Origin of the sequence: Streptomyces lusitanus (assembly GCF_042647945.1) — a bacterium.
In the GTDB taxonomy this organism is placed as follows: domain Bacteria; phylum Actinomycetota; class Actinomycetes; order Streptomycetales; family Streptomycetaceae; genus Streptomyces; species Streptomyces pseudogriseolus.
Map to the genome: position 1 here is coordinate 1 of NZ_JBHRWL010000004.1, position 24,601 is coordinate 24,601.

A 24,601-nucleotide genomic window follows, 5' to 3' on the forward strand; every position below is an offset into this window, starting at 1 on the left:
CGACGACGACCTTCATCTCCTCGTCGGCGAGCTTCTTCACCGTGTCCAGCGCGAGGATGATCTTCCCGCCGTCACCGCGCGCGTCCAGCAGCGTCCGCTCCACCGACACCGGGTGCACCGTGTCGCCGTTGGCGAGGATCACCCCGTCCTTCAGGGCGTCCCGCGCGCACCACAGCGAGTAGGCGTTGTTCCACTCCTCCGCCTTGTCGTTGTCGATGAGGGTGAGCTTCAGCCCGTACTTCGCCTCCAGCGCCTCCTTGCGCGCGTACACGGCCTCCTTGCGGTAGCCGACCACGACACCCACCTCCGTCAGCCCGATCTCCGCGAAGTTGCCGAGCGTCAGGTCCAGGACCGTCGCGGCCTCCGGGTCGCCCTCCGCGCCCACCGGCACCAGGGCCTTGGGCAGCGTGTCGGTGTACGGGCGCAGACGCCGGCCGGCGCCGGCCGCGAGCACGAGGCCTATCATCGCGGTCGTTCTCCTCACGGGACATGAAAAAGCGTGTGGCCCTGCCCCGCGAGGGACAGGACCACACAGCGTAGACGCAGGTCAGCTCTCGTCGGCCGCCGCCGTGACGGAGGACGGCGCCTGCTGCTCGGCCGCCGCCGTCTTCTTCGTCGTGGCCTTCTTCGCCGTCGACTTCTTGGCCGCGGTCTTCTTCGCCGCCGTCGTCGTCTTCTTGGCGGCGGTCTTCTTGGCCGTCGTCGTCTTCTTCGTGGCGGCCTTCTTCGCCGTGGCCTTCTTGGCCGTCTTGCGGGCGGCCTTCTTGGCCGGAGCGGCCTCCTCGGCGCCCTCCACCGGCTCGGCGGCGGGCTCCGACGCCTCGACGGCCTCGGCCTCGGCGGGCTTCCGCTCGTCCGCCGGGGCGGACGGCAGGACCACGACGGCCGTGTCCTCGGACGCGGTCGAGGTGCTCGGCTTGCGCACCGCGCGACGGCGCGGACGCGCCGGGGCCTGTGCCTCGGGCGCGGGCTCCGGAGCGGCCTCCTCGGCCGGGGTCTCCTCGGCCTTCGGCGCCTCCTCCGTCTTCGCGGGCTCGGCGACGGTCACCACCGCGGCCTCGGCGCCCGCCGGGGAACCGGCCGGCGCGGACACCTTGCGGGTGGCCCGGCGGCGGGTACGGCCCTGCGGAGCGGCCTCCTCGGCGGCCGGCGGCACCACGACGTCCTCGGCGGCGGCCGGCTCGGCCAGCGCCTCGGCGGCCGTCTCGGGCTGCACGGGACGCTCCGCCTCCTCGGCGGCCGTCACGTCCTGCGCCGTGGGGACGGCCGGCGTCTCCTCGGCGGCGGGCGCCTCCTCGGCACGCTCCTCGGCCTGCCTGCGGCCGCCCCGTGCGCTCTCACGCCCCGGGGAGCCCGCGGGCGCGGACGCCCGGCGGCTCGCCCGGCGGCGCGTACGGCCACGGGAGGCCGCGGCCTCCGCCTCGGCGGCGCTGCTGTACAGCTCCTCGTCCGGGGTGAACTCGGGCGCCGGCAGCGCGGCCGGCTCGGCCACCTCGGCGGCGACCTCGGCCGGCGTCTCCGACTCGGCCTCGGCCTCCTGCTCCGGCGTCTCCGCCACGGCGGCCTCGTGCTCGTGCGGCTGGTCCGCCGCGCCGGCCCGGGCCCGCTTGCGGCGCTTGCCGCCGCCCGCGGAGGACGGCTGGTCGAGGTGGACGATGACACCGCGGCCGTTGCAGTGGACGCAGGTCTCGGAGAACGACTCCAGCAGGCCCTGGCCGACCCGCTTGCGGGTCATCTGGACCAGGCCCAGCGAGGTCACCTCGGCGACCTGGTGCTTGGTGCGGTCCCGGCCCAGGCACTCCAGCAGGCGGCGCAGCACCAGGTCCCGGTTGGACTCCAGCACCATGTCGATGAAGTCGATGACGATGATGCCGCCGAGGTCGCGCAGCCGCAGCTGGCGCACGATCTCCTCGGCCGCCTCCAGGTTGTTCCTGGTGACCGTCTCCTCGAGGTTGCCGCCCTGACCGGTGAACTTGCCGGTGTTGACGTCGATGACGACCATCGCCTCGGTCCGGTCGATCACCAGCGAACCGCCGCTGGGCAGCCAGACCTTGCGGTCCAGCGCCTTGGCGAGCTGCTCGTCGATCCGGTACGTGGCGAAGACGTCGACCTCGCTGGTCCACCGGGACAGCCGCTCGGCCAGGTCGGGCGCGACGTGGGAGACGTACCCGTGGATGGTCTCCCAGGCCTCGTCGCCGCTGACGACGACCTTGGAGAAGTCCTCGTTGAAGATGTCCCGGACGACGCGGACGGTCATGTCCGGCTCGCCGTACAGCAGCGTCGGAGCGGTGCCGCCGTTCTTGGACTTCTTCTTGATCTCCTCCCACTGCGCCTGGAGCCGCTCGACGTCGCGGCGCAGCTCGTCCTCGCTCGCGCCCTCGGCAGCGGTGCGCACGATGACGCCCGCGTCCTCGGGGACGATCTTCTTCAGGATCGTCTTCAGCCGGGACCGCTCGGTGTCGGGCAGCTTGCGGCTGATGCCGGTCATCGAACCCTCGGGCACGTAGACCAGGTAACGGCCGGGCAGCGAGACCTGGCTGGTGAGGCGGGCGCCCTTGTGGCCGATCGGGTCCTTGGTGACCTGGACCAGCACCGGCTGCCCGGACTTCAGCGCGGACTCGATGCGGCGCGGCCCGCCGGACATGCCGAGCGCCTCGAAGTTGACCTCGCCGGCGTAGAGCACGGCGTTGCGGCCCTTGCCGATGTCGATGAAGGCGGCCTCCATCGACGGCAGCACGTTCTGCACCTTGCCCAGGTACACGTTGCCGACGTACGAGGTGGCCTGCTCCTTGTTGACGTAGTGCTCGACGAGCACGCCGTCCTCGAGGACGCCGATCTGCGTGCGGTCGCCGTGCTGGCGGACCACCATGACGCGCTCGACGGCCTCGCGGCGGGCCAGGAACTCGGCCTCGGTGATGATCGGGACGCGGCGGCGGCCCTGCTCGCGGCCCTCGCGGCGGCGCTGCTTCTTGGCCTCCAGGCGGGTGGAGCCCTTGATGGACTGCACCTCGTCGGACGGCTCGGCCTTCGGCCGGGGCTCGCGGACCTTGACGACGGTGCGCTCGGGGTCGTCGGCGGACGCCTCGGGCTCCCCGCCGCTGTCCCCGGCGCGGCGGCGACGGCGACGGCGGCGACGGCTGCTGCTGGAGCCGCCGTTGTCCTCGCGCTCCTCGCGCTCGCGCTCGTCGGCGTCCTCGTCGGACCGCTCGGCGGTGTCCTCGGCGTCCTGGGCGGACTGCTCGGCGGTGTCCTCGCCGTCCTGCTGCTCGGCGCCGTCGGCGTCGGCGGACTCGCCGCGCCGGCGACGACGGCCGCCACGGCGACGGCGGCGGCGCGAACCGGACGCCTCGGTGTCGTCGGTGTCGTCGTGGTCGTCGCCCTCGTCGGTGTCGTCGGCGCCGTCGGTCCGGTCCTCGGTCTGCTCCGGGGCGTCCTCGGCGTCGGCCTCGGGGGTCTCCTCGACGGCGGCCGGGGCGGTGGCCTCGGTCTCGTCGGAGGCGCCCTTGCGGCGGCGACGGCGGCGGGAGGCGGCGGGCTGCTCCTCCGGGAGCTCCTCGGTTCCCTCCTCCGGCTCCGGGGCCTCGGTGAGTCCGGCGGCGGCCTCGGCGGCGGCCCGCTCGGGGGTCTGGAAGCGGGGCTCGGTGAACACCGGCGGCTGGAACACGGCGACGGCGGGACGCGCGGGACGGCGCGGGGCGCCCTCCTTGTCCTCGTCCCCGGCGGCGCGGGCGGGGCGCGCCGGCTCGGCGAACCCGGCGGCGGCCTTGCGGACGGCGCGCCGGCGGCGGCGCGGGCCGGCGTCCTCGGCGGGGGCCTCGGGGGTCTGCGCGGCGGGCGTCTCGGCGGGGGTCTCGTCCTGCGTGTCGTTCTCCGTCACCGGGGCCTCCTCGGCGGTCGGGGCGGCCTGCTCGGTCTCGTCGTCGCGCCCGGCCGCGACGGCCTCGGCCGTCGCCTCCGCGGCGGGAGCGCCGGCGGGCGCGGACGCGCGCCGCGAGGCACGGCGACGGGTGCGGCGCGGGGCTGCTTCCTCCGTCGTGCCGGCGGCGTCGGCGGCGGGCTCGGGGGTCGCCTCGGAAGTCGCCTCGGCGGCGGCCGGAGCGGGCTCCTCGGCCGCGGGCTCCTCCGCCTTGGGCTCGGTGGGCGTCTCGGCCGCCGGGGCGGTCACGCTGCGCGTCGCGCGACGACGGGTGCGGCGCGGAGCGGCGTCCTCCGTCACGTCGGCGACCGGCTCGGCCTGGGTCTCGGGGGCCGCGGCGGTCTCGGCGGCGGCCGGGGTCTCGGCGGCCGGGGCGGTCACGCTGCGCGTGGCACGGCGCCGGGTGCGGCGCGGAGCGGCGTCCTCCGTCACGTCGGCGACCGGCTCGGGCGCCGGGGCGGCGGACTCGGACGCGGTCTGCGCCGCCGGTACGACGGTCTCGGCGGCCTCCGCGGACGCCGGCGCTCCGGCGGGCGCGGCCGCGCGGCGGACCGCACGGCGACGCCGGGGCGCGGGGGCCTCGGTCTCCTGCGGGGCGTCGGTCGTGCCCTCGGCAGGCTGGGACGTCTCCGCCGCCTCGGCGGGCGTCTCCGTGGCCGGTATGGCCGGCGTGACGGTCTCCGCCGTGCTGCCCTCAGCAGCGGCGGGCGGGCCCGCCGGGCGGGACGCGGCCCTGCGTCGCCTGCGCGGCGGCAGGGTGTCGCTGGGGGTGTTCGGTTCGGAGCCCTCGATGGGCTCGGTCGGTTCGAGCATGCGGGCGTTTCTCCCGTCAGGCTCCCGGGCGCCGCGCCTGGTCCGGCGATGCCGGTGACGTCCGCGGCCCGCGCGGTGCGCGGTGGCCGCCGTCCGGGGCGCGGGCGCCGCTCGGAAGCTCTCTGTGTCCTGTCTCGCCGGTTCCGTACGCCGAATGCGTACGGCCTGGCGAAAGTCTTCTGGTCGGTGCGCTGCCCGACCCAGGTGGCTCCCGAGTTCGAGGGCGGCGCTTACGACGTCCGTCCCTACGCGGGACCTTCCTTACGCCGGCGCCGTCGCGGCGGCAGTGGCGGCGGCCGTGTGCGGCTCGGTCGCTGCTGCCTCGCGGTCGGGCGCGAGCGGGTCGGTCACCGTGCCGGTCTCTTCATCGAACAGCCCCTGCGCCAGCCTGGTCACCGCTACGGGGACCGGCGGCGCCAGGTCGGCCACGGCGCGGAGACCGGACAGGACGTCGTCGGGTCGTACGGCAGGCGTCACGTGCCGAACAACCAGCCGCAGTATCGCACAGGGCCGGTCGGTCGGCCTATCAGCCGGCGAGGAGTCCGTCCCGGCCGCGTCCTCGACGGTTTCGAGGGCGACGACCGCGGAGCGGGCGTCGAAGGTACGGATGCCGTTCTTCATGCGGCGCTGGACCTCGACGGTCCCGGCCGCCTCGAAGGCGTCCACCGCGCGGCGGGCGTCCTCGGGGGCGACACCGTCCAGCCGCAGCTCCCACACGGAGGCCGTGAGCCGGTCGGCGAGCCCGGAGGTGCGGGCCTCGACGGCCTCGACGATGTCGAGCCCGGCGGGCATCGACTCGTCCAGCAGGGCCCTCAGCCGCTCGGGGTCCCGCGGCTCGGTGAGCGCGATCTCCAGGTACTCGGCCTCGCTGCCGGTGCCGGTGGGTGCGGCATTGGCGTACGACACCTTCGGGTGCGGCGTGAAACCGGCCGAGTACGCCATGGGCACCTCGGCGCGGCGCAGCGCGCGCTCGAAGGCACGCTGGAAGTCACGGTGGCTGGTGAACCGGAGGCGGCCGCGCTTGGTGTAGCGCAGTCGGATGCGCTGCACCGCGGGTGCGGGCGGCGGGCCTTCGGGCTGTCGCTTGCCCAGTGGATCTTCTCCTTGTCGCAAGGGGGCGCCGTCAGGCGCCTTCCCTTCCAGGGTACGGCCGTACGGGTGCGACCCCGGCGGCCCGGTCGGGCACCAGGGCCGTGTCCCTGTTCAGGGTACGTGCACGCGGGGACGGCAGTTCCCGGGCGGCCGTACCGCACGCCCGGGTCACCGTCCGACGGGACGTTTCTCCCGCGTACCGATACCCGGCGGGCCCGCGGGCATGCCGAGAACCCGCCGGACGTCCCGGCGGACCTGGCGCGCGGTCACGCGCACGGAACGCAGCGCGTCGCGTGTGACGCGCCCCACACTCCGGGCGGCCTGGGCGACGGGCCTGAGCACCGCGGCACGGACGGCGTGACCGACGGGGGTGAGCACCGTCCGGTACACCCAGCGGGCCGGCTCCACGACCGTCCACCGGAAGACGGCGGCCAGGGCCCGGCCCACGGCGAGCGAGACGTACCCGGCGATCCGCCAGGCGTGCCCGAACGCGGCCCCGACCTCCCGCGCGACAGCCGCGAGCACCCTGCCGACCGGGGACAGCACCCAGCGCCACACGGCGTACGCGGGCAGCACCACCAGGACGCGGACCGTCCAGTACAGGGCCGTGCCGATCCCGGTGACCAGCAGCGAGCCCAGCCACGCCAGCCCCCTGCCGCACCACAGCAGCGCGTGCCCGACCGGCGTCAGCACCCACCGGTACAGCCACACCGCGGGCACGACGAACAGCCCGCGCCCCAGCCAGAGCAGCGCGTCCCGCACGGCGGCGGCGCACACGGCGAGCCCGTGCCCCAGCGGTGTCAGCACGCGCGCGTAGAACCACACCGCCGCATGGCCGAGGGGCGTCAGCACCCACCGGTACAGCGCCCCGGCCGGGACGACGACCAGCACCGTGCCCAGCCACCGCAGCGCCGTCCCGAACGGCACGAGCACCCAGCGCCAGAGCGGCACCAGCACCCAGCGCCACAGCGCCACGAACGGCCACACCAGCACCGCGCGCCCCACCCACAGCAGCGCACGCCCCACCGGACGGAACACCCGGTCGCCGAGGAACCGCCCCGCGACCACCAGCGCGTCCCACACCATCCGCACCGGCACCACCAGCACGAGCACCACGATCCGCACCGGCATGCGGAGCGCGACGACGAGGCGCCCCTCACCGCCCGGCTCCTCCCGCGACCCCTTTTCCAGATCCATACCGGCAAGGACGCACAGGACGCCCCCACGGATGCGAACAAGCGCCTCCGGGTTCTTCATATGCTGAAAGGCCCATCGAAAAAAGGAAATTCGGAGCCTTTGACAAACCCATTGTCCCTACGGCCGTTCACTCATTCGCCGCGCATCCAAGTGAAAGTGCCGCCGTTAGTCGCTGTATGAAGGCAAGCAGGTCAGGTCCGCTCCAACTGCACTGCACACGACGGCTGTTGAGTGCTTCCGCCGGCCCTATGAATCAATTTTGACATGAATGATGAACGCTACGACCCGCTCTGGCACAACGCCGACGCGACGGACCCGTACTACGAAACGGGAACCGGCCGGCACCGGGCCGGAGCCGTCTACGCGGAGCCCGTCGACCCCGCCGTGCCGCCCTGGGACCCCGCCGAGGAACTGGCCTACCTCCTCCAGGAGGCCCGCGCCGAGGAGTACGCCGCCCCCACCGTGCCGCCACCGCGCGAGGAGTACGCCCCCACGGTCCCCCCGCCACGCGAGGAGACCTCGGTCACCGCTCCCCCGGCCGGCAGCCCCATGGGCAACCTCCAGGAGATCACGGCCAGCCTGCCGCCCCTGCGCTCCGCACCGCGCGCCCACCGCAAGCCCCCGCGCCCGCGCCCCGACGCCCTGCGCGTCGCCAGCTACGCCATCGCCGCGATGGCGGCGGTCACCGTGTCGATGGTGAGCGTCTTCAGCGGCGTCGTCACCTACGAGCCCCTGCTCCTCGTCACCACCGCGCACAGCAGCGGCGACTCCTCGTCCTGGTGGCCCATCCTGGTGTACGGCCCCTGGCTGGCCGGCTCCTTCTCCATCCTCCGCGCCGCCCTGCACCAACGGCGCGCCCTGCACTCCTGGTTCGTCGTCCTGCTCTTCTCCTCCGTCGCGGTCCTGCTGTGCGTGGCCCAGGCGCCCCGCACCGTCACCGACACGGCGGCAGCGGCCCTCCCGGGCGTCGCCGCCCTGGCCTGCTTCCAGCAGCTGGTCCGCCAGATCACCCTCACCCGCCCACCCCGCCGCACGGTCAGCCCCCGCCACCGCGTCCGCCCGTACGGCGGCCGCCAGGTGCCGTAGGCCCCACCCCCGCACACCACGGAGCGGCGGCCCCCTGGTCGGGGGGCCGCCGCTCCGTTCACGCGCGCGCCACACTTTCGTGGGTGCTTATCTGAACTCATGTCTGGAAAACGGCACTACTCGCTAGCGTCGACGTCATGGGGAGACGAATCAGGGGCCGGAGTGCGACCGATCGAAGGCGGTATGACGTCCAGACCGAGTGGAGCAGGGCCGACGTAGCCCTCCTGGAAGAACTGAGGAGGGCAGAGGCCGCCCTCCCCGACGACGCACCACGGGCTTTGTTGTCCGTGCGGCTGTCCGTCCTCACCGAGGCCACCACATCACCCATCCGACAGGAACTCGACCTCCGCAGGCTGGCGCTGGACCGTGGCTGCCGAGTTGTGGGTGTGGCGAGCGACCTCAATGTGTCGGCCACAAAGGTGCCACCGTGGAAGCGCAAGGAGCTCGGCGAGTGGCTCAACAACAGGGCGCCGGAGTTCGACGAGATCCTCTTCTGGAAGCTGGACCGCTTCGTACGACGACTAACCGACCTCAGCACCATGATCGACTGGTGCCTGAAGTACGGGAAGAACTTGGTCTCCAAGCACGACTCGATCGACCTGACCACCGCGGCCGGAAAGACCATGGCGGGCATCGTCGGCGGCATCGCCGAGATCGAGGCCGCCAATACGAGCACCCGGGTCGCCAGCCTCTGGGAGTACGCCAAGACACAGAGTGACTGGCTCGTGGGCAAGCCTGCGTACGGATACGAGACCGCGGGGGCTGGAGACGGCAGGGCCGTCATCGTGATCGACAAGAACGCGTACCGGGCACTGCACTGGTGCCGCGTCGCCGCCACGAGGGCCAAGCCCGCCTCGGCCAGGCGCATGGTCAAGGTCCTTGTACGGGCCGGCCTCTGCGGACCGGGCCTCACCGCTTCCACCTTGCTCCGGCGCCTCAGGAACCCGGCGCTCATGGGGTACCGGGTGGAAGAGGACAAGAACGGGGGCGTGCGTCGTTCGAAGGTCGTTCTCGGCAGCGACGCCGAACCGATCCGCGTGGCGGACCCCATCTTCACCGAGGGTGAGTTCCGAACCCTGCAAGCAGCTCTCGACCGCCGAGCGAAGAACCAGCCCACGCGGCGCCCCGGCGGAGCGACGAAATTCTTGGGCGTCCTGATCTGTCACGACTGTGACTCCAACATGACCGTGCAAACGACCCGGGTCAGCGGACGGTCGTACCAGTACCTCCGCTGCGGCAGATGCAAGGCAGGAGGCCCCGGCGCACCTCATCCTGATGACATCTACGCCCAGCTTGTGGCGAAGGTACTGAGAGTGCTCGGGGACGAGCCGGTCATGACGCGCGAGTACCGTCAGGGCGCTGCAGCCCGCGCCGAGCGGCAGCGCCTTGAGCAGTCCATCGGCTACTACATGACCGGCCTCGCGCCCGGAGGCCCCTTCACGACGACGCCTTTCACGCGGGAGCGGGCCGAGAGAACGCTGGCCGACCTGATCAAGCAGTTGGAGTCCGTCGACCCGGCCTCGACGCAGGACCGATGGGTCGCAGTGCACAACGGCAAGACGTTCCGCGAACACTGGGAGGAGGGCGGCATGGAGGCCATGGCGACCGATCTGCTACGGGTAGGAGTGAGGTGCGTGGTCAAGCGCACGAAGGTGCAAGGCGTCCGCGCCCCGCATGTCCACCTGACGTTGGTGATTCCCGATGATGTCCGAAGTCGCCTGCTGCTGAAACGGGACGACTTCGCCGAAGCGTCCTGAGACGCTGCCATCGGCTTGATCAACTGACGGCCACGCCGGGGATGAAGGCCACGAGCCCGGACAGGAAGCTGCCGATCGCCGCCAGCGTCACCAGGGTGGCCTTGCCGTCCGAGAACAAGCCGGAACAGAACGCCCGAAATTGACGGCGAAGGATCAGCATCTTGAGCTTCTGCCATCGGTGCTGGCGGATATGGCAGCCCATGAGCAGGCCCGTCGCATTGTTGCGGCAACCGTCGTTCCGTCCCCGCACCGGGGCTCCGCAGGTCACAGGAGCCTGGAAGAAGGACCATAGGAGCACAGCCGCGGACAGTACGGCGATCACCACCGGCCCCGCTGCTTCGTTGATCCATGCGGCAATGAGCAGAGCACCGGCAAGGATCCCCCACCATTGCCCCAGACCGCCGAGCCGGCCACGTCTCGCCCCCGAAGTCACCATGTCTCTCATCGTGGCGATGTCGGGGGCGAATCGTGCCCGGGGCAAGTGGAATGGCCGAAAGCGTGCATGCGGGGAGCCGGGAGAGCGTCCGACGAGGCCTTGCCCGCCTCAGTGCGTGTGACCGCCCGAGGCCGGCACCGGACCCGCGTTCTTGACCGTCAGGGGAAGTAGCTTCTTCCCGGTCGGACCAATTTGTATGGCCGTGTCCATCTGAGGACACACCCCGCAGTCGAAGCACGGGGTCCAGCGGCAGTCCTCGACCTCGGTCTCGTCGAGGGCGTCCTGCCAGTCCTCCCAGAGCCAGTCCTTGTCCAGGCCCGAGTCGAGGTGGTCCCAGGGGAGGACCTCCTCGTAGGTGCGCTCGCGGGTGGTGTACCAGTCGACGTCCACGCCGAACGGGGCCAGCGCCTTCTCCGCGCACCGCATCCAGCGGTCGTAGGAGAAGTGCTCGCGCCAGCCGTCGAAGCGGCCGCCGTCGTCGTAGACCGCGCGGATGACGGCGCCGGTGCGGCGGTCGCCGCGGGAGAGCAGGCCCTCGACGATGCCGGGCTTGCCGTCGTGGTAGCGGAAGCCGATGGAGCGGCCGTACTTCTTGTCGCCGCGGATCTTGTCGCGCAGCTTGGCCAGGCGCTCGTCCGTCTCCTCGGCGGACAGCTGCGGCGCCCACTGGAACGGGGTGTGCGGCTTGGGCACGAAACCGCCGATGGAGACCGTGCAGCGGATGTCGTTGGAGCCGGAGACCTCGCGGCCCTTGGCGATGACGCGCGTGGCCATGTCGGCGATCTGGAGGACGTCGTCGTCGGTCTCGGTGGGCAGGCCGCACATGAAGTACAGCTTCACCTGGCGCCAGCCGTTGCCGTAGGCGGTGGCGACGGTCCGGATCAGGTCGTCCTCGGAGACCATCTTGTTGATGACCTTGCGGATGCGCTCCGAGCCGCCCTCGGGCGCGAAGGTCAGGCCGGAGCGGCGGCCGTTGCGGGTCAGCTCGTTCGCCAGGTCGATGTTGAACGCGTCGACGCGGGTGGAGGGCAGCGAGAGGCCGATCTTGTCTTCCTCGTAGCGGTCCGCGAGGCCCTTGGCGATGTCGCCGATCTCCGAGTGGTCGGCGGAGGACAGGGAGAGCAGGCCGACCTCTTCGAAGCCGGTCGCCTTCAGGCCCTTGTCGACCATCTCGCCGATGCCGGTGATGGACCGCTCGCGCACCGGGCGCGTGATCATGCCGGCCTGGCAGAAGCGGCAGCCGCGGGTGCAGCCGCGGAAGATCTCCACGGACATGCGCTCGTGGACGGTCTCGGCGAGCGGCACGAGGGGCTGCTTCGGGTAGGGCCACTCGTCGAGGTCCATGACGGTGTGCTTGGACACACGCCACGGCACGCCGCTGCGGTTCGGCACGACGCGGGCGATACGGCCGTCGGGGAGGTACTCGACGTCGTAGAAGCCGGGGACGTACACGCCGCCGGTCTTCGCCAGGCGCAGGAGGAGTTCCTCGCGTCCGCCGGGGCGGCCCTCCTCCTTCCAGGCGCGGATGATCCGCGTGACCTCCAGCACGGCCTGTTCGCCGTCACCGATGATCGCGCAGTCGATGAAGTCGGCGATGGGCTCCGGGTTGAACGCCGCGTGGCCGCCGGCCATGACGATCGGGTCGTCGTCCGTGCGGTCGCGGGCCTCCAGCGGGATGCCGGCCAGGTCCAGCGCGGCGAGCATGTTCGTGTAGCCCAGCTCCGTGGAGAAGCTGAGGCCGAACACGTCGAAGGCCCGCACCGGGCGGTGGCTGTCGACGGTGAACTGCGGCACACTGTGCTCGCGCATCAGCGCCTCGAGGTCCGGCCAGACGCTGTAGGTGCGCTCGGCCAGGACGCCGTCCTGTTCGTTGAGGACCTCGTAGAGGATCATGACGCCCTGGTTGGGGAGTCCGACCTCGTAGGCGTCGGGGTACATGAGCGCCCAGCGGACGTCGCAGGAGTCCCAGTCCTTGACCGTGGAGTTGAGCTCTCCGCCGACGTACTGGATCGGCTTCTGCACATGCGGGAGCAGAGCTTCGAGCTGCGGAAACACTGATTTCACAGACTCGGCGGCTTCGGCAGGCATCTCGCGAACCTTCGTGTGGTGACTGCGGTTCCCCCGGGCCGGTGCCTCAGGGGCGGGTGACCATCCAGACTAACCCGCCCCGAGGGTTCTCCCGTACGGCGCTCAGAACGGGAACTCCCGGCTGATCGAGCGCCACGCCTCGGGGAGCGCCTCCTCGGCGACCCGGGCGCGGTGCGCCTCGCCGGCGTGCAGCACCCCGTAGGTGAAGTCGCTCTCCCCCGCCGCGTGCGCCACCGCGGCCAGCTCACGGAGGGTGCGGCGGGCCATGACGCTGTCCTGGTGGTCGCCGAGGAGGCCCTGGAGCGCCTTCATGTCGCGGACCGTCTCCTCGGCGGGCCCACCGAGCGCGGGGGCGGCGGTCTCGGCGGCGTACCGGGTGCGCTTGGTCTTCTTGCGCGCCTCGTGCAGCGCGGTGTCGCGTTCCGTGCCGGGCGGCAGTTCCAGGGCGTGCTCCACGAGCCCGGCGAGCTTGCCGAAGTCCTTGGCGACGGCCTTGGCGAGCACCTTGTCCGGGCGGGCGGCGGCCTTCTTGCGCAGGGGCGGGTCGGCGAGCAGGGCGTCGAGGGTGTCGAGCAGGCGGAGGTGGCGGCGGGAGTCGAGGACGGCGAGGAGCTGGTGGTGGGCGCCCCTGTGGCGGGCCTCGGACCAGGCGGCGAGGCGCTCGGCGACCGGGCCGGCGACCTGGTCGGCGGGGAGGCGGCCGAGGGCCTGGGTGAGGCGTTCGGCGAGGACCTCCTGGTCGCGGTCGGCGCCCAGTTCGGTGGCGAGCCACTTCAGGTCGGCGGAGACCGGGTCGGTGACGGTGCGGTCGAGGACGCTGCGGAAGCTGCGGAAGGTGCTGCGCAGGCGGCGGGTGGCGACCCGCATGCGGTGCACGGCGTCGGGGACGTCCTGCCGTACGGCGGGGTCCAGCTCGACGAGGGCGTCGCGCTGGGCGCGGACGTAGGCGAGGACGTGGTCGCCTGCGGTGACGGGGGTGCCGTCGGGGCGGGGGCGGTGCTTGTGCCGGGGGGCGGCCTCGGGGGCCGTGGCGGGGGGTGTGCCGGGGACGCCCTCCTGTGCTGAGGATGTGGAGGCCGACTCGGTTCGGGGGTCGGTCTCGGCGAGGGCGCGGGCCAGCTTCGAGGCGGACGCCGACGGCCGTACGCCCGCCTTCCTCAGCCGCTTCTCCACCTTGTCGAGGAAGTCCGGGTCGCCGTCGTCGGCGAGTTCCACCTCGATCTCGGTCCACCGCGCCTCGCCGCCTGCTCCGGTGAGGCGTTCGGCGTGCACGGTGTCGACGCTCACCTCGGCGAGCAGCCGGTCCTGGTCGTCGAGGAGGTGACGGACGTCGCGGTCGGAGCGCAGCCGGACCACGGGCCGTACGTCCCGGTCGCGGACGCGGGAGCGGAGCAGGGCGGCGAGTTCGTCCGGGAGGGTGTCGGAGAGCGGGGCGCGGATCTCGTCGCGCACGCCGGGGGCGACGGGGAACTTGAGGTGCCAGCCGGCGTCGGCGCCTCCGGTGCGGCGGCGCAGGGTGACGGAGGACGCGGCGAGGCGCAGGTCGGCGGTGTCGTGGTAGGTGGCGTCGAGGTGGGTGACGCCCCGGTCCCGCACGGACGCGACGCCGCGGACGCGGGTCAGGTCGGGCAGGGCGGCGTCGTCGGACTCGTACTTCCGCTCGATCTCGCGCTTGGTGTCCGCCATGCACCGAATCTAGTCGCCGTGGGTGCGAAGCGGCAGTGGGCCGCTCCGCACCGGTGACGTACGACGACCGGGTCAGGCGGACATGGGGCGTTGCATCCGGATGGATTGCAGCAGGCCCACCGCGAGCCAGGTCGCGAACATCGAGGAGCCGCCGTAGGACACGAACGGCAGGGGCAGACCGGTGACCGGCATGATGCCGAGGGTCATGCCGATGTTCTCGAAGGTCTGGAAGGCGAACCAGGAGACGATGCCCGCCGCGACGACCGTGCCGTACAGGTCGGTGGTGTCGCGGGCGATGCGGCAGGCGCGCCAGAGGATGACGCCGAGCAGGCCGATGATCAGCGCGCCGCCCACGAAGCCGAGTTCCTCGCCGGCGACGGTGAAGACGAAGTCGGTCTGCTGCTCGGGGACGAACTGGCCGGTGGTCTGGGAGCCCTGGAAGAGGCCGGAGCCGGTCAGTCCGCCGGAGCCGATGGCGATGCGGGCCTGGTTGGTGTTGTAGCCGACGCCGGCCGGGTCGAGTTCCGGGTTGGCGAACGCGGCGAAGCGGTTGATCTGGTACTCGTCGAGGATGCCGAGCTGCCAGACGGCGATCGCGCCGGCCGCGCCCGCGCCGAGCAGGCCGAAGATCCACCGGTTGGAGGCGCCGGAGGCGAGCAGCACGCCGAGCACGATGATGACCATCACCATGACCGACCCGAGGTCGGGCATGAGCATCACGATCAGCATGGGCACGACGGCGAGGCCGAGCGCCTGGAGCACCGTGCGGTGGTCGGGGTAGGGCTTGTCGCCCGCGTCGACCCTCGCCGCCAGCAGCATCGCCATGCCCAGGATGATCGTGATCTTCACGAACTCCGAGGGCTGGAGGGAGAAGCCGCCGGGCAGCTGGATCCAGGAGTGGGCGCCGTTGATCGTGGAGCCCAGCGGGGTGAGCACGAGCAGGATCAGGAACACCGAGGCGCCGTAGAGCAGGGGCACCGCCGTGCGCAGCCCGCGGTGGCCGAGCCAGATGGCGCCGATCATCAGGGCGACGCCGATGCCGGTGTTGAGCCAGTGGCGGACCAGGAAGTAGTACGGGTCGCCCTGGTTGAGCTCGGTGCGGTTGCGGGTGGCCGAGTAGACCAGGAGCGAGCCGAGCAGGGACAGGGCGAGCGCCGCGAGCAGTATCGTCCAGTCCATCCGGCGGGCGAGGCCGTCGCGGGCGAACACCCGGGTCCAGCCGGCCCGCTCGGGTCCGTACCCGGAGACCTGGAAGCTGTTGACGCCGCCGGTCATGACGCCGTCCTCTCCGGGCGTGCCGCGCGCGGCCGGGGTGCGCGGCCGCGTGGGTGTCCGCCGCCGCGGCCCGGGCCGCCGCCGCGCCGTCGCCTGCGGCGGGTGTCGCGGTTGGTGTTCTCCGGGGACGGGGTGGTGCCCGCCTGCTGCGGGTCGGCCGGGTCGTCGCCCTGCGGGGTCGTGGCCTCGGCGTCCGGGGACGGCGAGGCGTTGAACTCCTTGGCGAAGTCCTTGGCGGTCTTCGGCGAGGCGATGGTGCCGTCCGTGCGGACCTTGGGGAGGGTCTTCTGCGGCGTGGGCAGCAGCGCCTTCTTGTTGTCGATCTCGCCGTCCTCGGACACGCCGTAGAGGGCGTTGTAGATGTTGCGCACGGCGGGGCCCGAGGCGCCGGAGCCGGTACCGCCCTGGGAGATCGTCATGACGATCGCGTAGTCCTTGGTGTAGGTGGCGAACCACGAGGTGGTCTGCTTGCCGTACACCTCGGCCGTACCGGTCTTGGCGTGCATCGGGATCTTGTCCTGCGGCCAGCCCCCGAACCGCCACGCGGCCGTACCGCGGGTGGCGACTCCCTCGAGGGCTTCGTCCATCTGCTTGAGCGTCTTCTTCGACGTGGGCAGCTTGCCGTGGGCCTTGGGTTTGATTTCCGTGACGGTCTTGCCGTCGGGGCTGATGACGGCCTTGCCGACGGTGGGGTCGTACAGCGTGCCGCCGTTGGAGATGGCGGCGTAGATGGTGGCCATCTGGATGGGGGTGACGAGCGTGTCGCCCTGGCCGATGGAGTAGTTCACCGAGTCACCGGCGCGCAGCCGGTTGCCTTCGAGGCAGTTCTCGTAGGCGATCTGCTCGGCGTAGCTGCCGCCCTTCTTGCCGTACTTGCACCAGGCGTCCTTGTTGGCCTTCCAGTAGTCGGCCTTCCACTGGCGGTCGGGGACGCGGCCGGTGACCTCGTTGGGCAGGTCGATGCCGGTCTCCTTGCCGAGGCCGAACTCGTGGGCGGTCTTGTAGAACCAGTCGTGGGCGTTCTTCTTCGGCTTGTTGCCGCCGTCGCGCTTCCACTCCTCGTGGGAGAGGGCGTAGAAGACGGTGTCGCAGGAGACCTCGAGCGCCCGGCCGAGGCTGATCGGGCCGTGGTTCTGCGACTCGAAGTTCTTGAAGACCTGGCCGCCGATGGAGTACGAGCTGGAGCAGTTGTAGGGGCCCTCGAAGGAGTAGCCGGCCCTGATGGCGGCGGCCGTCGGGATCACCTTGAAGATGGAGCCGGGCGCCGACTGGCCCTGGATGGCGCGGTTGAGCAGCGGGTAGTTGGACTTGGTGCCGGTGAGCGCGGCGTAGTCCTTGGCGGAGATGCCGCCGACCCAGGAGTTGGGGTCGTAGGTCGGGTTGGAGGCCATGGCGACGACGCGGCCGGTCTTGGCCTCCATGACGACGACGGCGCCGGAGTCGGCCTCGTAGTTGCGCCCGGTGTTGCGGTCGTGCTGCTTGCGGGCCTCCTTCATCGCCTCGTTGAGCTGGTACTCGGCGATGCGCTGCACGCGGGAGTCGATGCTGGTGACGAGGTTGGCGCCGGGCTCGGCGGGGTCGGACTTGGCCTGGCCGAGGACGCGGCCGAGCTTGTCGACCTCGTAGCGGGTGACGCCGGCCTTGCCGCGCAGCTGCTTGTCGTACTGCCGCTCGAGACCCGAGCGGCCGACCATGTCGGAGCGCAGGTAGGGCGAGTCGGTGTCCTGGGCCTGCTGGATCTCCTCGTCGGTGACCGGGGAGAGGTAGCCGAGGACCTGGGCGGTGTTGGCCTTGCCGGGGCTGGGGTAGCGGCGCAGGGCCTGGGGTTCGGCGGTGATGCCGGGGAAGTCCTCGGCGCGCTCGCGGATCTGGAGGGCCTGGCGGGGGGTGGCCTCGTCGGTGATGGGGATCGGCTGGTAGGGCGAGCCGTTCCAGCAGGGCTGGGGGGTCTCGGCGTTGCACAGCCGGACCTTGGTCATGACGTCCTCGGGCTTCATGCCGAGGACGCCGGCCAGCTTGGTGAGGACGGCCTTGCCGTCGTCGTCCATCTTCATCAGTTCCGTGCGGGAGGCGGAGACGACGAGCCGCGTCTCGTTGTCCGCGAGGGGCACGCCGCGGGCGTCCAGGATGGAGCCGCGCACGGCGGGCTGGACGACCTGCTGCACGTGGTTGCCGGAGGCCTCCTTGGCGTACTGGTCGCCCTCGCGGATCTGGAGGTACCACAGCCGCCCGCCGAGGGTGCCGAGGAGGGAGATGACGAGGACCTGGATGACGACGAGCCGGATCTGGACCCGGGGGCTGCGGCCGGTCTCGGGGATGTTGGTCACGCGGCTTCCTCCCCTCTCAGAGCGCGTGCGGGTGTGGGCTGACGAGTGGTGAACGACCGGCCGGTGGACGCGCGTTCCAGCCGCGTTCACTCGTACCGGTGAAGTTTCGGGAGGTCACAGGCGCTTGACCCCCTTGATGCGTCCGGCGCGGGCCGAGCGGGCGCGGGCCGCCTTGACCCGCAGGCCGCCTCGCTGTCCGCCGATGCGCAGGCCGGTGCCGCCGGACAGCCAGCCGGAGGAGATGTCGCCGGCCTTGGCGGAGTTCGTCTCGGCGAGGGGGTCGTTCTCGGCGCGCCGCGCCAGTGCCATCACGCCGGGCACGACGAAGGGCGCGAGCAGCAGGTCGTACAGGGCGGCGGTGAACAGCAGGCCGCTGAGGCCGACATGACGGGCCGCGGTGTCCCCGACGAGGGCGCCGACGCCGGCGTAGAGGAGGGTGGAGCCGACGGCGGCGGCGACCACCACGACCATCGGTCCGGCCGCCGTCTTCACCTGCCCGCTCTCGGGTTTGACGAGTCCGGCGAGGTAGCCGATGACGCACAGCACGAGGGCGTAGCGGCCGGCGGCGTGGTCGGCGGGCGGCGCGAGGTCGGCGAGGAGGCCGGCGGCGAAGCCGACGAGGGCGCCGCCGACGTGGCCGTAGACGAGGGCGAGTCCGAGGACGACGAGCAGCAGCAGGTCGGGGACGGCGCCGGGGAGGTGGAGGCGGGCGAGGACGCTCACCTGGACGACGAGGGCGACGACGATCAGCGAGCTGGAGAGCAGGATCCGGTTGACGCGCATGGGGTGACAGCTCCTACTGCTCTGGCTGGTCGGGACCGTCGGCGGGCGCCGAGGGCGTGACGGTCACGGTCACGGTCGGCGTGGGGGTCGGCTCGGGCTTCCTGGGGAGCACGGTGTCGCGCGGGTCCTTCTTGGGCGCCTGGACGACGACGCCGACCACGTCCAGCTTGCTGAAGTTCACGAACGGCGTGACGTACAGGGTGCGGGTCAGGTCGCCGCCGGAGGGGTCGACGCGGGAGACGACGCCGACGGGGACGCCGGGCACGAACGGCTTGTCGGCCTGCGAGCCGAAGGTGACGAGCCGGTCGCCCTTCTTGATCTCGGCCTTGCCGTTGAGGAGTTCGACGCGCAGCGGGCGGTCGCCCTGGCCGGAGGCGAAGCCGAGTTCGTCGCTGGACTCCATGCGCGTGCCGACGGTGAAGTCGGGGTCGCTGGCGAGGAGGACGGTGGCGGTGCCGGGGCCGACGGTGGTGACGCGGCCGACGAGGCCGTCGCCGTTGAGGACGGTCATGTCGCGCTTGATGCCGTCGTCGGCGCCGGCGTCGATGGTGATGGTCCAGGAGAAGCCCTGGGCGGCTCCTATGGCGATGACCTGGGCGCCCTTGATGCCGTACTGGCCCTTGCCGGCGATGCCGAGGAGTTTGTCGAGCTGCTTGAGCCGGCTGCGGCCGCGGTCGTCGCTGCCGAGTTCGGCCTTGAGGGCGGCGTTCTCCCGCTCCAGTGCGGCGAGCCGGTCGTGGCGGTCGCCGGACTCGCGGACGGCGGTGACGGCGTTGCCGATCGGGTCGACCGCGCTGGACACGCCGTTCTCGATCGGGCCGAAGACCGACGCGGCCGCCTGGCGGGCACCGTCGACCGGTGAGTCCTCCCCGCCGCGGATGTCCACCGTGATCAGCGCGAACGCGATGGCGATCAGCAGCACCAGGAGCAGCCGGCTCTCTTTCGTGTCCCTCACGTGCGGCGGCCGTGCCTTCCTCGTCGAGAACGGGTATGAGGTGAAGTCTGTTCAGGTGTGGGTTCGCGTGAGGGGTCTTCGGGGCGTCACCGCCCGCGCCGCCCCTCGACACCAGCGCTCCGCCGTACGGGAGGGAACGTCCCGTACGGCGGAGTCGTGGCGGTGTGTCATCGGCGGGGCTGGGCGTCCAGCACCTGCTGGAGGGCCTCGAACTCCTCGACGCACTTGCCGGAGCCGAGCGCCACGCTGTCCAGGGGGTCCTCGGCGATGTGGATCGGCATGCCGGTCTCCCGGCGCAGCCGCTCGTCGAGGCCGCGCAGCAGGGCGCCGCCGCCGGTCAGCACGATGCCGCGGTCCATGATGTCGCCGGACAGCTCGGGCGGACACTTGTCGAGGGTCGTCTTGACGGCGTCCACGATGGCGTTGACCGGTTCCTCGATCGCCTTGCGCACCTCGGCGGCGGAGATGACCACGGTCTTCGGCAGCCCGGAGACGAGGTCCCGGCCGCGGATTTCGGTGTGCTCGTCGGTGTCGAGGTCGTACGCCGAACCGATCGTGATCTTGATCTGTTCCGCCGTCCGCTCACCCAGCAGGAGCGAGTACTCCTTCTTGATGTGCTGGATGATGGCGTTGTCCAGCTCGTCGCCCGCGACGCGGATGGACTGGGCGGTGACGATGCCGCCGAGGGAGATGACCGCGACCTCCGTGGTGCCGCCGCCGATGTCCACCACCATGTTGCCCGTGGCCTCGTGGACCGGGAGCCCGGAGCCGATGGCGGCGGCCATGGGCTCCTCGATGATGTGCACCTGGCGGGCGCCGGCCTGGGACGACGCCTCGATGACGGCGCGGCGCTCGACGCCCGTGATGCCGGAGGGCACGCAGACGACGACCCGCGGGCGAGCCAGATACCGCCGCTTGTGGATCTTCAGGATGAAGTAGCGGAGCATCCGCTCGGTGATCTCGAAGTCGGCGATGACGCCGTCCTTCAGGGGGCGCACGGCGACGATGTTGCCCGGCGTGCGTCCGATCATCTTCTTCGCTTCGGCACCGACCGCGAGGATGCCACCGGTGTTGGTGTTGATCGCGACGACGGACGGCTCGTTGAGTACGATTCCGCGACCCCTGACGTACACCAGCGTGTTGGCGGTCCCGAGGTCGACAGCCATGTCACGGCCGATGAACGACATTGAGTTCCCCATCAGGATTCGTCTGGCCTTCCCACGAGCTTTTGAGGGCTTTTCAGGTCGGCGAGGTGGGTGCGGTGACGCGATGGCGTCCATGGTAGACGTGCCTTCGCGCACACTGTGCGAGGGTCTTCGCCATTGTCATCAGATGGCGCGTCGCCCTGCCTTTGGAGACGGGCCAACGGGGGCATCCGTTCCCCCGAACGCCGTGCATATGCCAGAAAAGGCCCGAGGGCAAAGCTCTCAGACCATACGAGGGACGACAAATACCCGGGGCGGGTCCGCGACGTGATCGTTATGCGCGGATTTCGTCGCGACGGAACGCCCGCGCGCGGCGACGCCACGGCGTGTCCGGGCGGCAGCGCCGGGTCACCGTCCGGACCCGTCCGGGAGGGTGCGCGCCGGTCACGGGAGCGACCGGCGCGCGCGTGGGAAAACGCTCAGGCGCGGCCCGGGAAGAAGATCTTGATCTCGCGTGCGGAGGACTCCTCCGAGTCGGACGCGTGGATCAGGTTCTCCCGCACGATCACGCCGTAGTCACCGCGGATCGAGCCGGGCGCGGCGGCGATCGGGTCGGTGGGCCCGGCGAGCTGGCGCAGGCCCTCGATGACCCGCTCGCCCTCGACGATCATCGCGACGACCGGGCCGGACGCCATGAACTCCACGAGCGGCTCGTAGAACGGCTTGCCCTTGTGCTCGCCGTAGTGCTGCTCCAGCGTGTCCTGGTCCAGCGTGCGCAGCTCCAGCGCGGTGATCGTCCAGCCGGCCTTGCGCTCGATGCGGCTGATGATCTCGCCGGTCAGGCCACGACGGACGGCGTCGGGCTTGAGGAGGACGAGGGTGCGCTGGCTCACTGAGGGCTCCTTGTGGGTCAAACGGTGCGGGGCACCGAGGTTACCGGGCGTGTCGGACGGTCCGTCACGCAGTGTCGGCCTGCTGCGCCTGTGCGGCGAAACGGGCCTTCGCCTCGTCCACCTTTCGCCCGAAGTGCACCGACGTCCACCACAGCAGCGCGAAGACCGCGCCCATGAAGAACATCATCGGGACGAACACGCCGGAGGCGATCAGCGCGAGCTGCAGCGCCCATCCGAGGGCCACCCCGCCCGGCCGGCCGACCATCCCGCACAGCGCCACGGACAGGAACATCGCGATGCCGCAGACCGTCCACACCGTGCCGGTCGACAGGTCGGGCTGCTTCATCGCGACCAGGCCGGCGAACCCGATGACGAAGAACTCGCCGATCAGCGTCGAAGAACAGAGCGTACGCAACGGATGTCAGCCCTTCCCCAGGAGCAGCCGGGCCTCGCCGACCGTGATGACGGAACCGGTGACGAGGACACCGCCGCCGGCGAACTCGCCCTCCTCCTCGGCCAGCGTGATCGCGGCCTCCAGGGCGTCCGGCAGCCGCGGCTCGACCTGCACGCGGTCCTCCCCGAACACCTCCACGGCGATCGCGGCCAGCGCGTCCGCGTCCATCGCGCGGTGGCTGGTGTTCTGGGTGACGACGACCTCGGCGAAGACCGGCTCGAACGCCTCCAGCAGTTCGCGCACGTTCTTGTCGCCGCTCGCGCCGACCACGCCGATCAGGCGGCTGAACTCGAAGGCCTCGCCGATCGCGGCGGCCGCCGCCCGCGCGCCCGCCGGGTTGTGCGCGGCGTCCAGCAGCACGGTCGGCGAACGGCGCACGATCTCCAGCCGGCCCGGCGAGGCGACGGAGGCGAACGCCCGCCGTACGGTCTCGATGTCGAGCGGCTGGGCGCGCTGGGCGCCGACGCCGAAGAACGCCTCGACGGCCGCGAGGGCGACCGCCGCGTTGTGCGCCTGGTGGGCGCCGTGCAGCGGCAGGAACACCTCGGTGTACTCGCCGCCCAGTCCGCGCAGCGTCATCAACTGGCCGCCGACGGCGACCTGCCGGTCCAGGACGCCGAACTCCAGGCCCTCGCGGGCCACGGTGGCGTCCAGCTCGACGGCCTTCTTCAGCAGCACCTGCGCCGCGTCCACCGGCTGCTGCGCCATGACGACCGTCGCCCGCTGCTTGATCACGCCGGCCTTCTCACCGGCGATCTCCGCGGGCGAGCCGCCGAGCCGGTCGGTGTGGTCCAGGTCGATCGGCGTCACCACGGCGACGCCGGCGTCGATGACGTTCGTCGCGTCCCAGGTGCCGCCCATGCCGACCTCGACGACGGCCACGTCCACGGGCGCGTCGGCGAAGGCGGCGTACGCCATGCCGGTCAGCACCTCGAAGAAGGACAGCCGGTACTCCTGCGCGGCGTCGACCATCTCCACGTACGGCTTGACGTCCTGGTAGGTCTCCACGAACCGCTCGGCGGAGACGGGCGCGCCGTCGAGGCTGATCCGCTCGGTGACCGACTGGACGTGCGGGGACGTGTAGCGGCCGGTGCGCAGGTCGAAGGCGCCGAGCAGCGCCTCGATCATGCGGGCGGTGGAAGTCTTGCCGTTGGTGCCGGTGATGTGGATCGAGGGGTAGGAGCGCTGCGGCTCGCCCAGGACGTCCATCAGGGCGGAGATGCGGTCCACCGACGGCTCGAGCTTGGTCTCGCCCCAGCGGGTGGCGAGCTCGGCCTCCACCTCGCGCAGGGCCTTGTCGACCTCGGGGTCGGCGGGACGGCCCGGGACGCCCGCCTGCGGCGGGCCGCCCTGGGTGCGCAGCGTACGGCTGCCGGCCTCGATCACCGCGAGGTCGGGGTCGCGGCGGGTCTCCTCCTCCACGAGCTCCGCGAACTCCTCGAAGGTGTCGTCCGGGTCGGGACCTGCTGAATCTGGGCGCTCGCTCACGCTCCCCAGTCTACGGAGCGGCGCGGGTGGTCCCCCGCACACCCCGGCGCGGGGTCAGCCGAGCCACTTCCGCCAGCCCGGCCGCCCCCACAGCACGCTCACGGCGAAGGACAGCGCGGCCGCCGCCACCGCGGTCACGGCCAGCGCGGCCGGCGCCCAGGGCCCGTCCGGCAGCCGCCCGGCGACCGGCCCCACCAGCAGCCGCACCCACATCAGATGCACCAGGTACGTCCCGAACGACGCGTCCGACAGCCGCGCCACCAGCGGCCGCGCCCGCTCCGGCACCCGGATCCCGGCCACCGCGCCGATCACCGCGAAGGTCACGGCGGCCACGGCCACGCCGCCGTACGCGGCGGGGTGGCGCACCGTGAGCTGGTACACGGCGAGGCCGGTGAACGCGACGGCCGCGCCCGCGGCCCACAGCGCCCGCGGCCCGAGGCGCGGGGCGGCCAGCAGGGCGGCGCCGGCCACCGCGTACACCACCGTGGACAGCGGCACCGACCAGCCCCAGTCGGGCGGCGACCAGCCGGTGATCTCCCGCACGTCCCCGGCGAGCGCGGGGGCGAGGGTGAGGGCGGCGAGCAGCGCCAGGGCGCGGGTGGGCAGGGTGCGCCGCCGCACCACCAGCACCACGACGCCGAGCAGCAGGAGCAGCGGCACGTAGGCGTACAGGTACCAGAGGTGGAAGGCGGCCTCGACGGACCCGAACAGGGCCCGCAGCCCCTCCTCGGCCGGGCCGGCGCCCGGGCCGCCGGTCAGGTAGGCGCACAGCAGGTACAGGGCGGTCCACACGGCCATCGGGCGCAGGATCCGGCCGAGCCGGGTCAGCAGCCGGCGCTCGTCGCCCACGGGCGCGCCGGACAGCGCGGCCCAGCCGGCCATGGCGAAGAACACCGGCACCGCGAACCGGCCGGCCGTGTCGCCGAGGATGCCGGTGGTGTCGTGGCCCGCGTCGATGAACTCGGCGGAGGCGTGCACCAGCACGACGGCGGCGGTGCACAGCACGCGCAGCAGGTCGATGTCGTACCGCCGCTCCCGGCCTGCGGTGCGGTCCGGCGCGTGCGGCTCGGCGGCCGGCGCGGCGGCGGGGGTCACGGGGGAGGACATCGGCGGGGCGCTCCTGGCGGCGGGGTCGTGCGGCGGGCGAGTCCGCAGGTTCCCTCTTCCGGGTTACAAGGTCCCCACCACGACGTGAACGGCCCCCGGCCGG

At 72.1% G+C, this 24,601-nt stretch carries 18 protein-coding genes; 2 read left to right on the forward strand and 16 right to left on the reverse strand.

Annotation, left to right across the window (positions count from 1 at the left end; all coding sequences use genetic code 11):
- From ACFOSY_RS06655 to ACFOSY_RS06670, 4 genes are all read right to left on the reverse strand, one after another.
- Positions 1 to 466: phosphocholine cytidylyltransferase family protein (locus ACFOSY_RS06655; protein WP_394305799.1), on the reverse strand; the 466-nt coding region annotated here is incomplete at its 3' end.
- 81 nt (positions 467 to 547) lie between these two features.
- Entirely contained in the window at positions 548 to 4,729 is a 4,182-nt protein-coding gene (locus ACFOSY_RS06660) for an Rne/Rng family ribonuclease (protein WP_394305800.1), read from the reverse strand.
- Between the two features lie 261 nt (positions 4,730 to 4,990).
- Complete coding sequence (locus ACFOSY_RS06665) at positions 4,991 to 5,779, reverse strand: TIGR03936 family radical SAM-associated protein (protein ID WP_006135407.1); 789 nt, start codon at positions 5,777 to 5,779, stop codon at positions 4,991 to 4,993.
- A 210-nt stretch (positions 5,780 to 5,989) separates the two neighbouring features.
- Positions 5,990 to 7,018 (reverse strand): hypothetical protein, encoded by a 1,029-nt coding sequence (locus ACFOSY_RS06670; protein ID WP_394305801.1) that lies wholly within the window; start codon positions 7,016 to 7,018, stop codon positions 5,990 to 5,992.
- 264 nt (positions 7,019 to 7,282) lie between these two features.
- On the opposite strand from ACFOSY_RS06670, the gene ACFOSY_RS06675 reads away from it, so the two are divergent.
- Positions 7,283 to 8,104: a hypothetical protein gene (locus tag ACFOSY_RS06675; RefSeq protein ID WP_394305802.1), complete on the forward strand. Its 822-nt coding sequence runs from the start codon at positions 7,283 to 7,285 to the stop codon at positions 8,102 to 8,104.
- Positions 8,105 to 8,241: 137 nt separating this feature from the next.
- Complete coding sequence (locus tag ACFOSY_RS06680; RefSeq protein ID WP_394305803.1) at positions 8,242 to 9,861, forward strand: recombinase family protein; 1,620 nt, start codon at positions 8,242 to 8,244, stop codon at positions 9,859 to 9,861.
- Between the two features lie 19 nt (positions 9,862 to 9,880).
- Here ACFOSY_RS06680 and ACFOSY_RS06685 read toward each other — a convergent pair whose 3' ends face one another.
- The 12 genes from ACFOSY_RS06685 to ACFOSY_RS06740 form a co-directional block, all read right to left on the reverse strand.
- Positions 9,881 to 10,297: a hypothetical protein gene (locus ACFOSY_RS06685; RefSeq protein WP_394305804.1), complete on the reverse strand. Its 417-nt coding sequence runs from the start codon at positions 10,295 to 10,297 to the stop codon at positions 9,881 to 9,883.
- Positions 10,298 to 10,405: 108 nt separating this feature from the next.
- Positions 10,406 to 12,385 carry a TIGR03960 family B12-binding radical SAM protein gene (locus ACFOSY_RS06690; RefSeq protein ID WP_394305805.1) on the reverse strand — a complete coding sequence of 660 codons (1,980 nt, stop codon included), beginning with the start codon at positions 12,383 to 12,385 and terminating at the stop codon, positions 10,406 to 10,408.
- 102 nt (positions 12,386 to 12,487) lie between these two features.
- Positions 12,488 to 14,071, reverse strand: a complete 1,584-nt coding sequence (locus ACFOSY_RS06695; protein WP_394305806.1) for a CYTH and CHAD domain-containing protein — start codon at positions 14,069 to 14,071, stop codon at positions 12,488 to 12,490.
- A gap of 72 nt (positions 14,072 to 14,143) precedes the next feature.
- Positions 14,144 to 15,346: a rod shape-determining protein RodA gene (rodA, locus tag ACFOSY_RS06700; RefSeq protein ID WP_006135402.1), complete on the reverse strand. Its 1,203-nt coding sequence runs from the start codon at positions 15,344 to 15,346 to the stop codon at positions 14,144 to 14,146.
- Positions 15,343 to 17,673: a penicillin-binding protein 2 gene (gene mrdA, locus ACFOSY_RS06705; RefSeq protein ID WP_394305807.1), complete on the reverse strand. Its 2,331-nt coding sequence runs from the start codon at positions 17,671 to 17,673 to the stop codon at positions 15,343 to 15,345. Before mrdA ends, rodA begins: the two co-directional genes overlap by 4 nt.
- Before the next feature lie 114 nt (positions 17,674 to 17,787).
- Complete coding sequence (gene mreD, locus ACFOSY_RS06710; protein WP_394305808.1) at positions 17,788 to 18,456, reverse strand: rod shape-determining protein MreD; 669 nt, start codon at positions 18,454 to 18,456, stop codon at positions 17,788 to 17,790.
- Between the two features lie 13 nt (positions 18,457 to 18,469).
- On the reverse strand, positions 18,470 to 19,411 hold the full coding sequence (gene mreC, locus ACFOSY_RS06715; protein ID WP_225655712.1) for a rod shape-determining protein MreC: 942 nt from the start codon (positions 19,409 to 19,411) through the stop codon (positions 18,470 to 18,472).
- 167 nt (positions 19,412 to 19,578) lie between these two features.
- Positions 19,579 to 20,598 carry a rod shape-determining protein gene (locus ACFOSY_RS06720; RefSeq protein ID WP_006133575.1) on the reverse strand — a complete coding sequence of 340 codons (1,020 nt, stop codon included), beginning with the start codon at positions 20,596 to 20,598 and terminating at the stop codon, positions 19,579 to 19,581.
- A gap of 437 nt (positions 20,599 to 21,035) precedes the next feature.
- Positions 21,036 to 21,449 (reverse strand): nucleoside-diphosphate kinase, encoded by a 414-nt coding sequence (ndk, locus tag ACFOSY_RS06725; protein WP_189406143.1) that lies wholly within the window; start codon positions 21,447 to 21,449, stop codon positions 21,036 to 21,038.
- A gap of 64 nt (positions 21,450 to 21,513) precedes the next feature.
- Complete coding sequence (locus ACFOSY_RS06730; protein WP_394305809.1) at positions 21,514 to 21,864, reverse strand: DUF4233 domain-containing protein; 351 nt, start codon at positions 21,862 to 21,864, stop codon at positions 21,514 to 21,516.
- Positions 21,865 to 21,870: 6 nt separating this feature from the next.
- Positions 21,871 to 23,391: a bifunctional tetrahydrofolate synthase/dihydrofolate synthase gene (folC, locus tag ACFOSY_RS06735; protein WP_394305810.1), complete on the reverse strand. Its 1,521-nt coding sequence runs from the start codon at positions 23,389 to 23,391 to the stop codon at positions 21,871 to 21,873.
- Positions 23,392 to 23,445: 54 nt separating this feature from the next.
- Positions 23,446 to 24,498: an acyltransferase gene (locus tag ACFOSY_RS06740; protein WP_394305811.1), complete on the reverse strand. Its 1,053-nt coding sequence runs from the start codon at positions 24,496 to 24,498 to the stop codon at positions 23,446 to 23,448.
- Positions 24,499 to 24,601: the final 103 nt, after the last annotated feature.

What these genes read in the sequence shown, in the direction of transcription:
- ACFOSY_RS06720 (WP_006133575.1), bottom strand. Translation starts at nt 20,598, where the DNA reads ATGTCGTTCATCGGCCGTGACATGGCTGTCGACCTCGGGACCGCCAAC.
- ACFOSY_RS06675 (WP_394305802.1), top strand. Translation starts at nt 7,283, where the DNA reads ATGAATGATGAACGCTACGACCCGCTCTGGCACAACGCCGACGCGACG.
- ACFOSY_RS06695 (WP_394305806.1), bottom strand. Translation starts at nt 14,071, where the DNA reads ATGGCGGACACCAAGCGCGAGATCGAGCGGAAGTACGAGTCCGACGAC.
- rodA (WP_006135402.1), bottom strand. Translation starts at nt 15,346, where the DNA reads ATGACCGGCGGCGTCAACAGCTTCCAGGTCTCCGGGTACGGACCCGAG.
- ACFOSY_RS06670 (WP_394305801.1), bottom strand. Translation starts at nt 7,018, where the DNA reads ATGGATCTGGAAAAGGGGTCGCGGGAGGAGCCGGGCGGTGAGGGGCGC.
- ACFOSY_RS06690 (WP_394305805.1), bottom strand. Translation starts at nt 12,385, where the DNA reads ATGCCTGCCGAAGCCGCCGAGTCTGTGAAATCAGTGTTTCCGCAGCTC.
- ACFOSY_RS06685 (WP_394305804.1), bottom strand. Translation starts at nt 10,297, where the DNA reads ATGGTGACTTCGGGGGCGAGACGTGGCCGGCTCGGCGGTCTGGGGCAA.
- ACFOSY_RS06680 (WP_394305803.1), top strand. Translation starts at nt 8,242, where the DNA reads ATGGGGAGACGAATCAGGGGCCGGAGTGCGACCGATCGAAGGCGGTAT.
- mreD (WP_394305808.1), bottom strand. Translation starts at nt 18,456, where the DNA reads ATGCGCGTCAACCGGATCCTGCTCTCCAGCTCGCTGATCGTCGTCGCC.
- ACFOSY_RS06740 (WP_394305811.1), bottom strand. Translation starts at nt 24,498, where the DNA reads ATGTCCTCCCCCGTGACCCCCGCCGCCGCGCCGGCCGCCGAGCCGCAC.
- ACFOSY_RS06660 (WP_394305800.1), bottom strand. Translation starts at nt 4,729, where the DNA reads ATGCTCGAACCGACCGAGCCCATCGAGGGCTCCGAACCGAACACCCCC.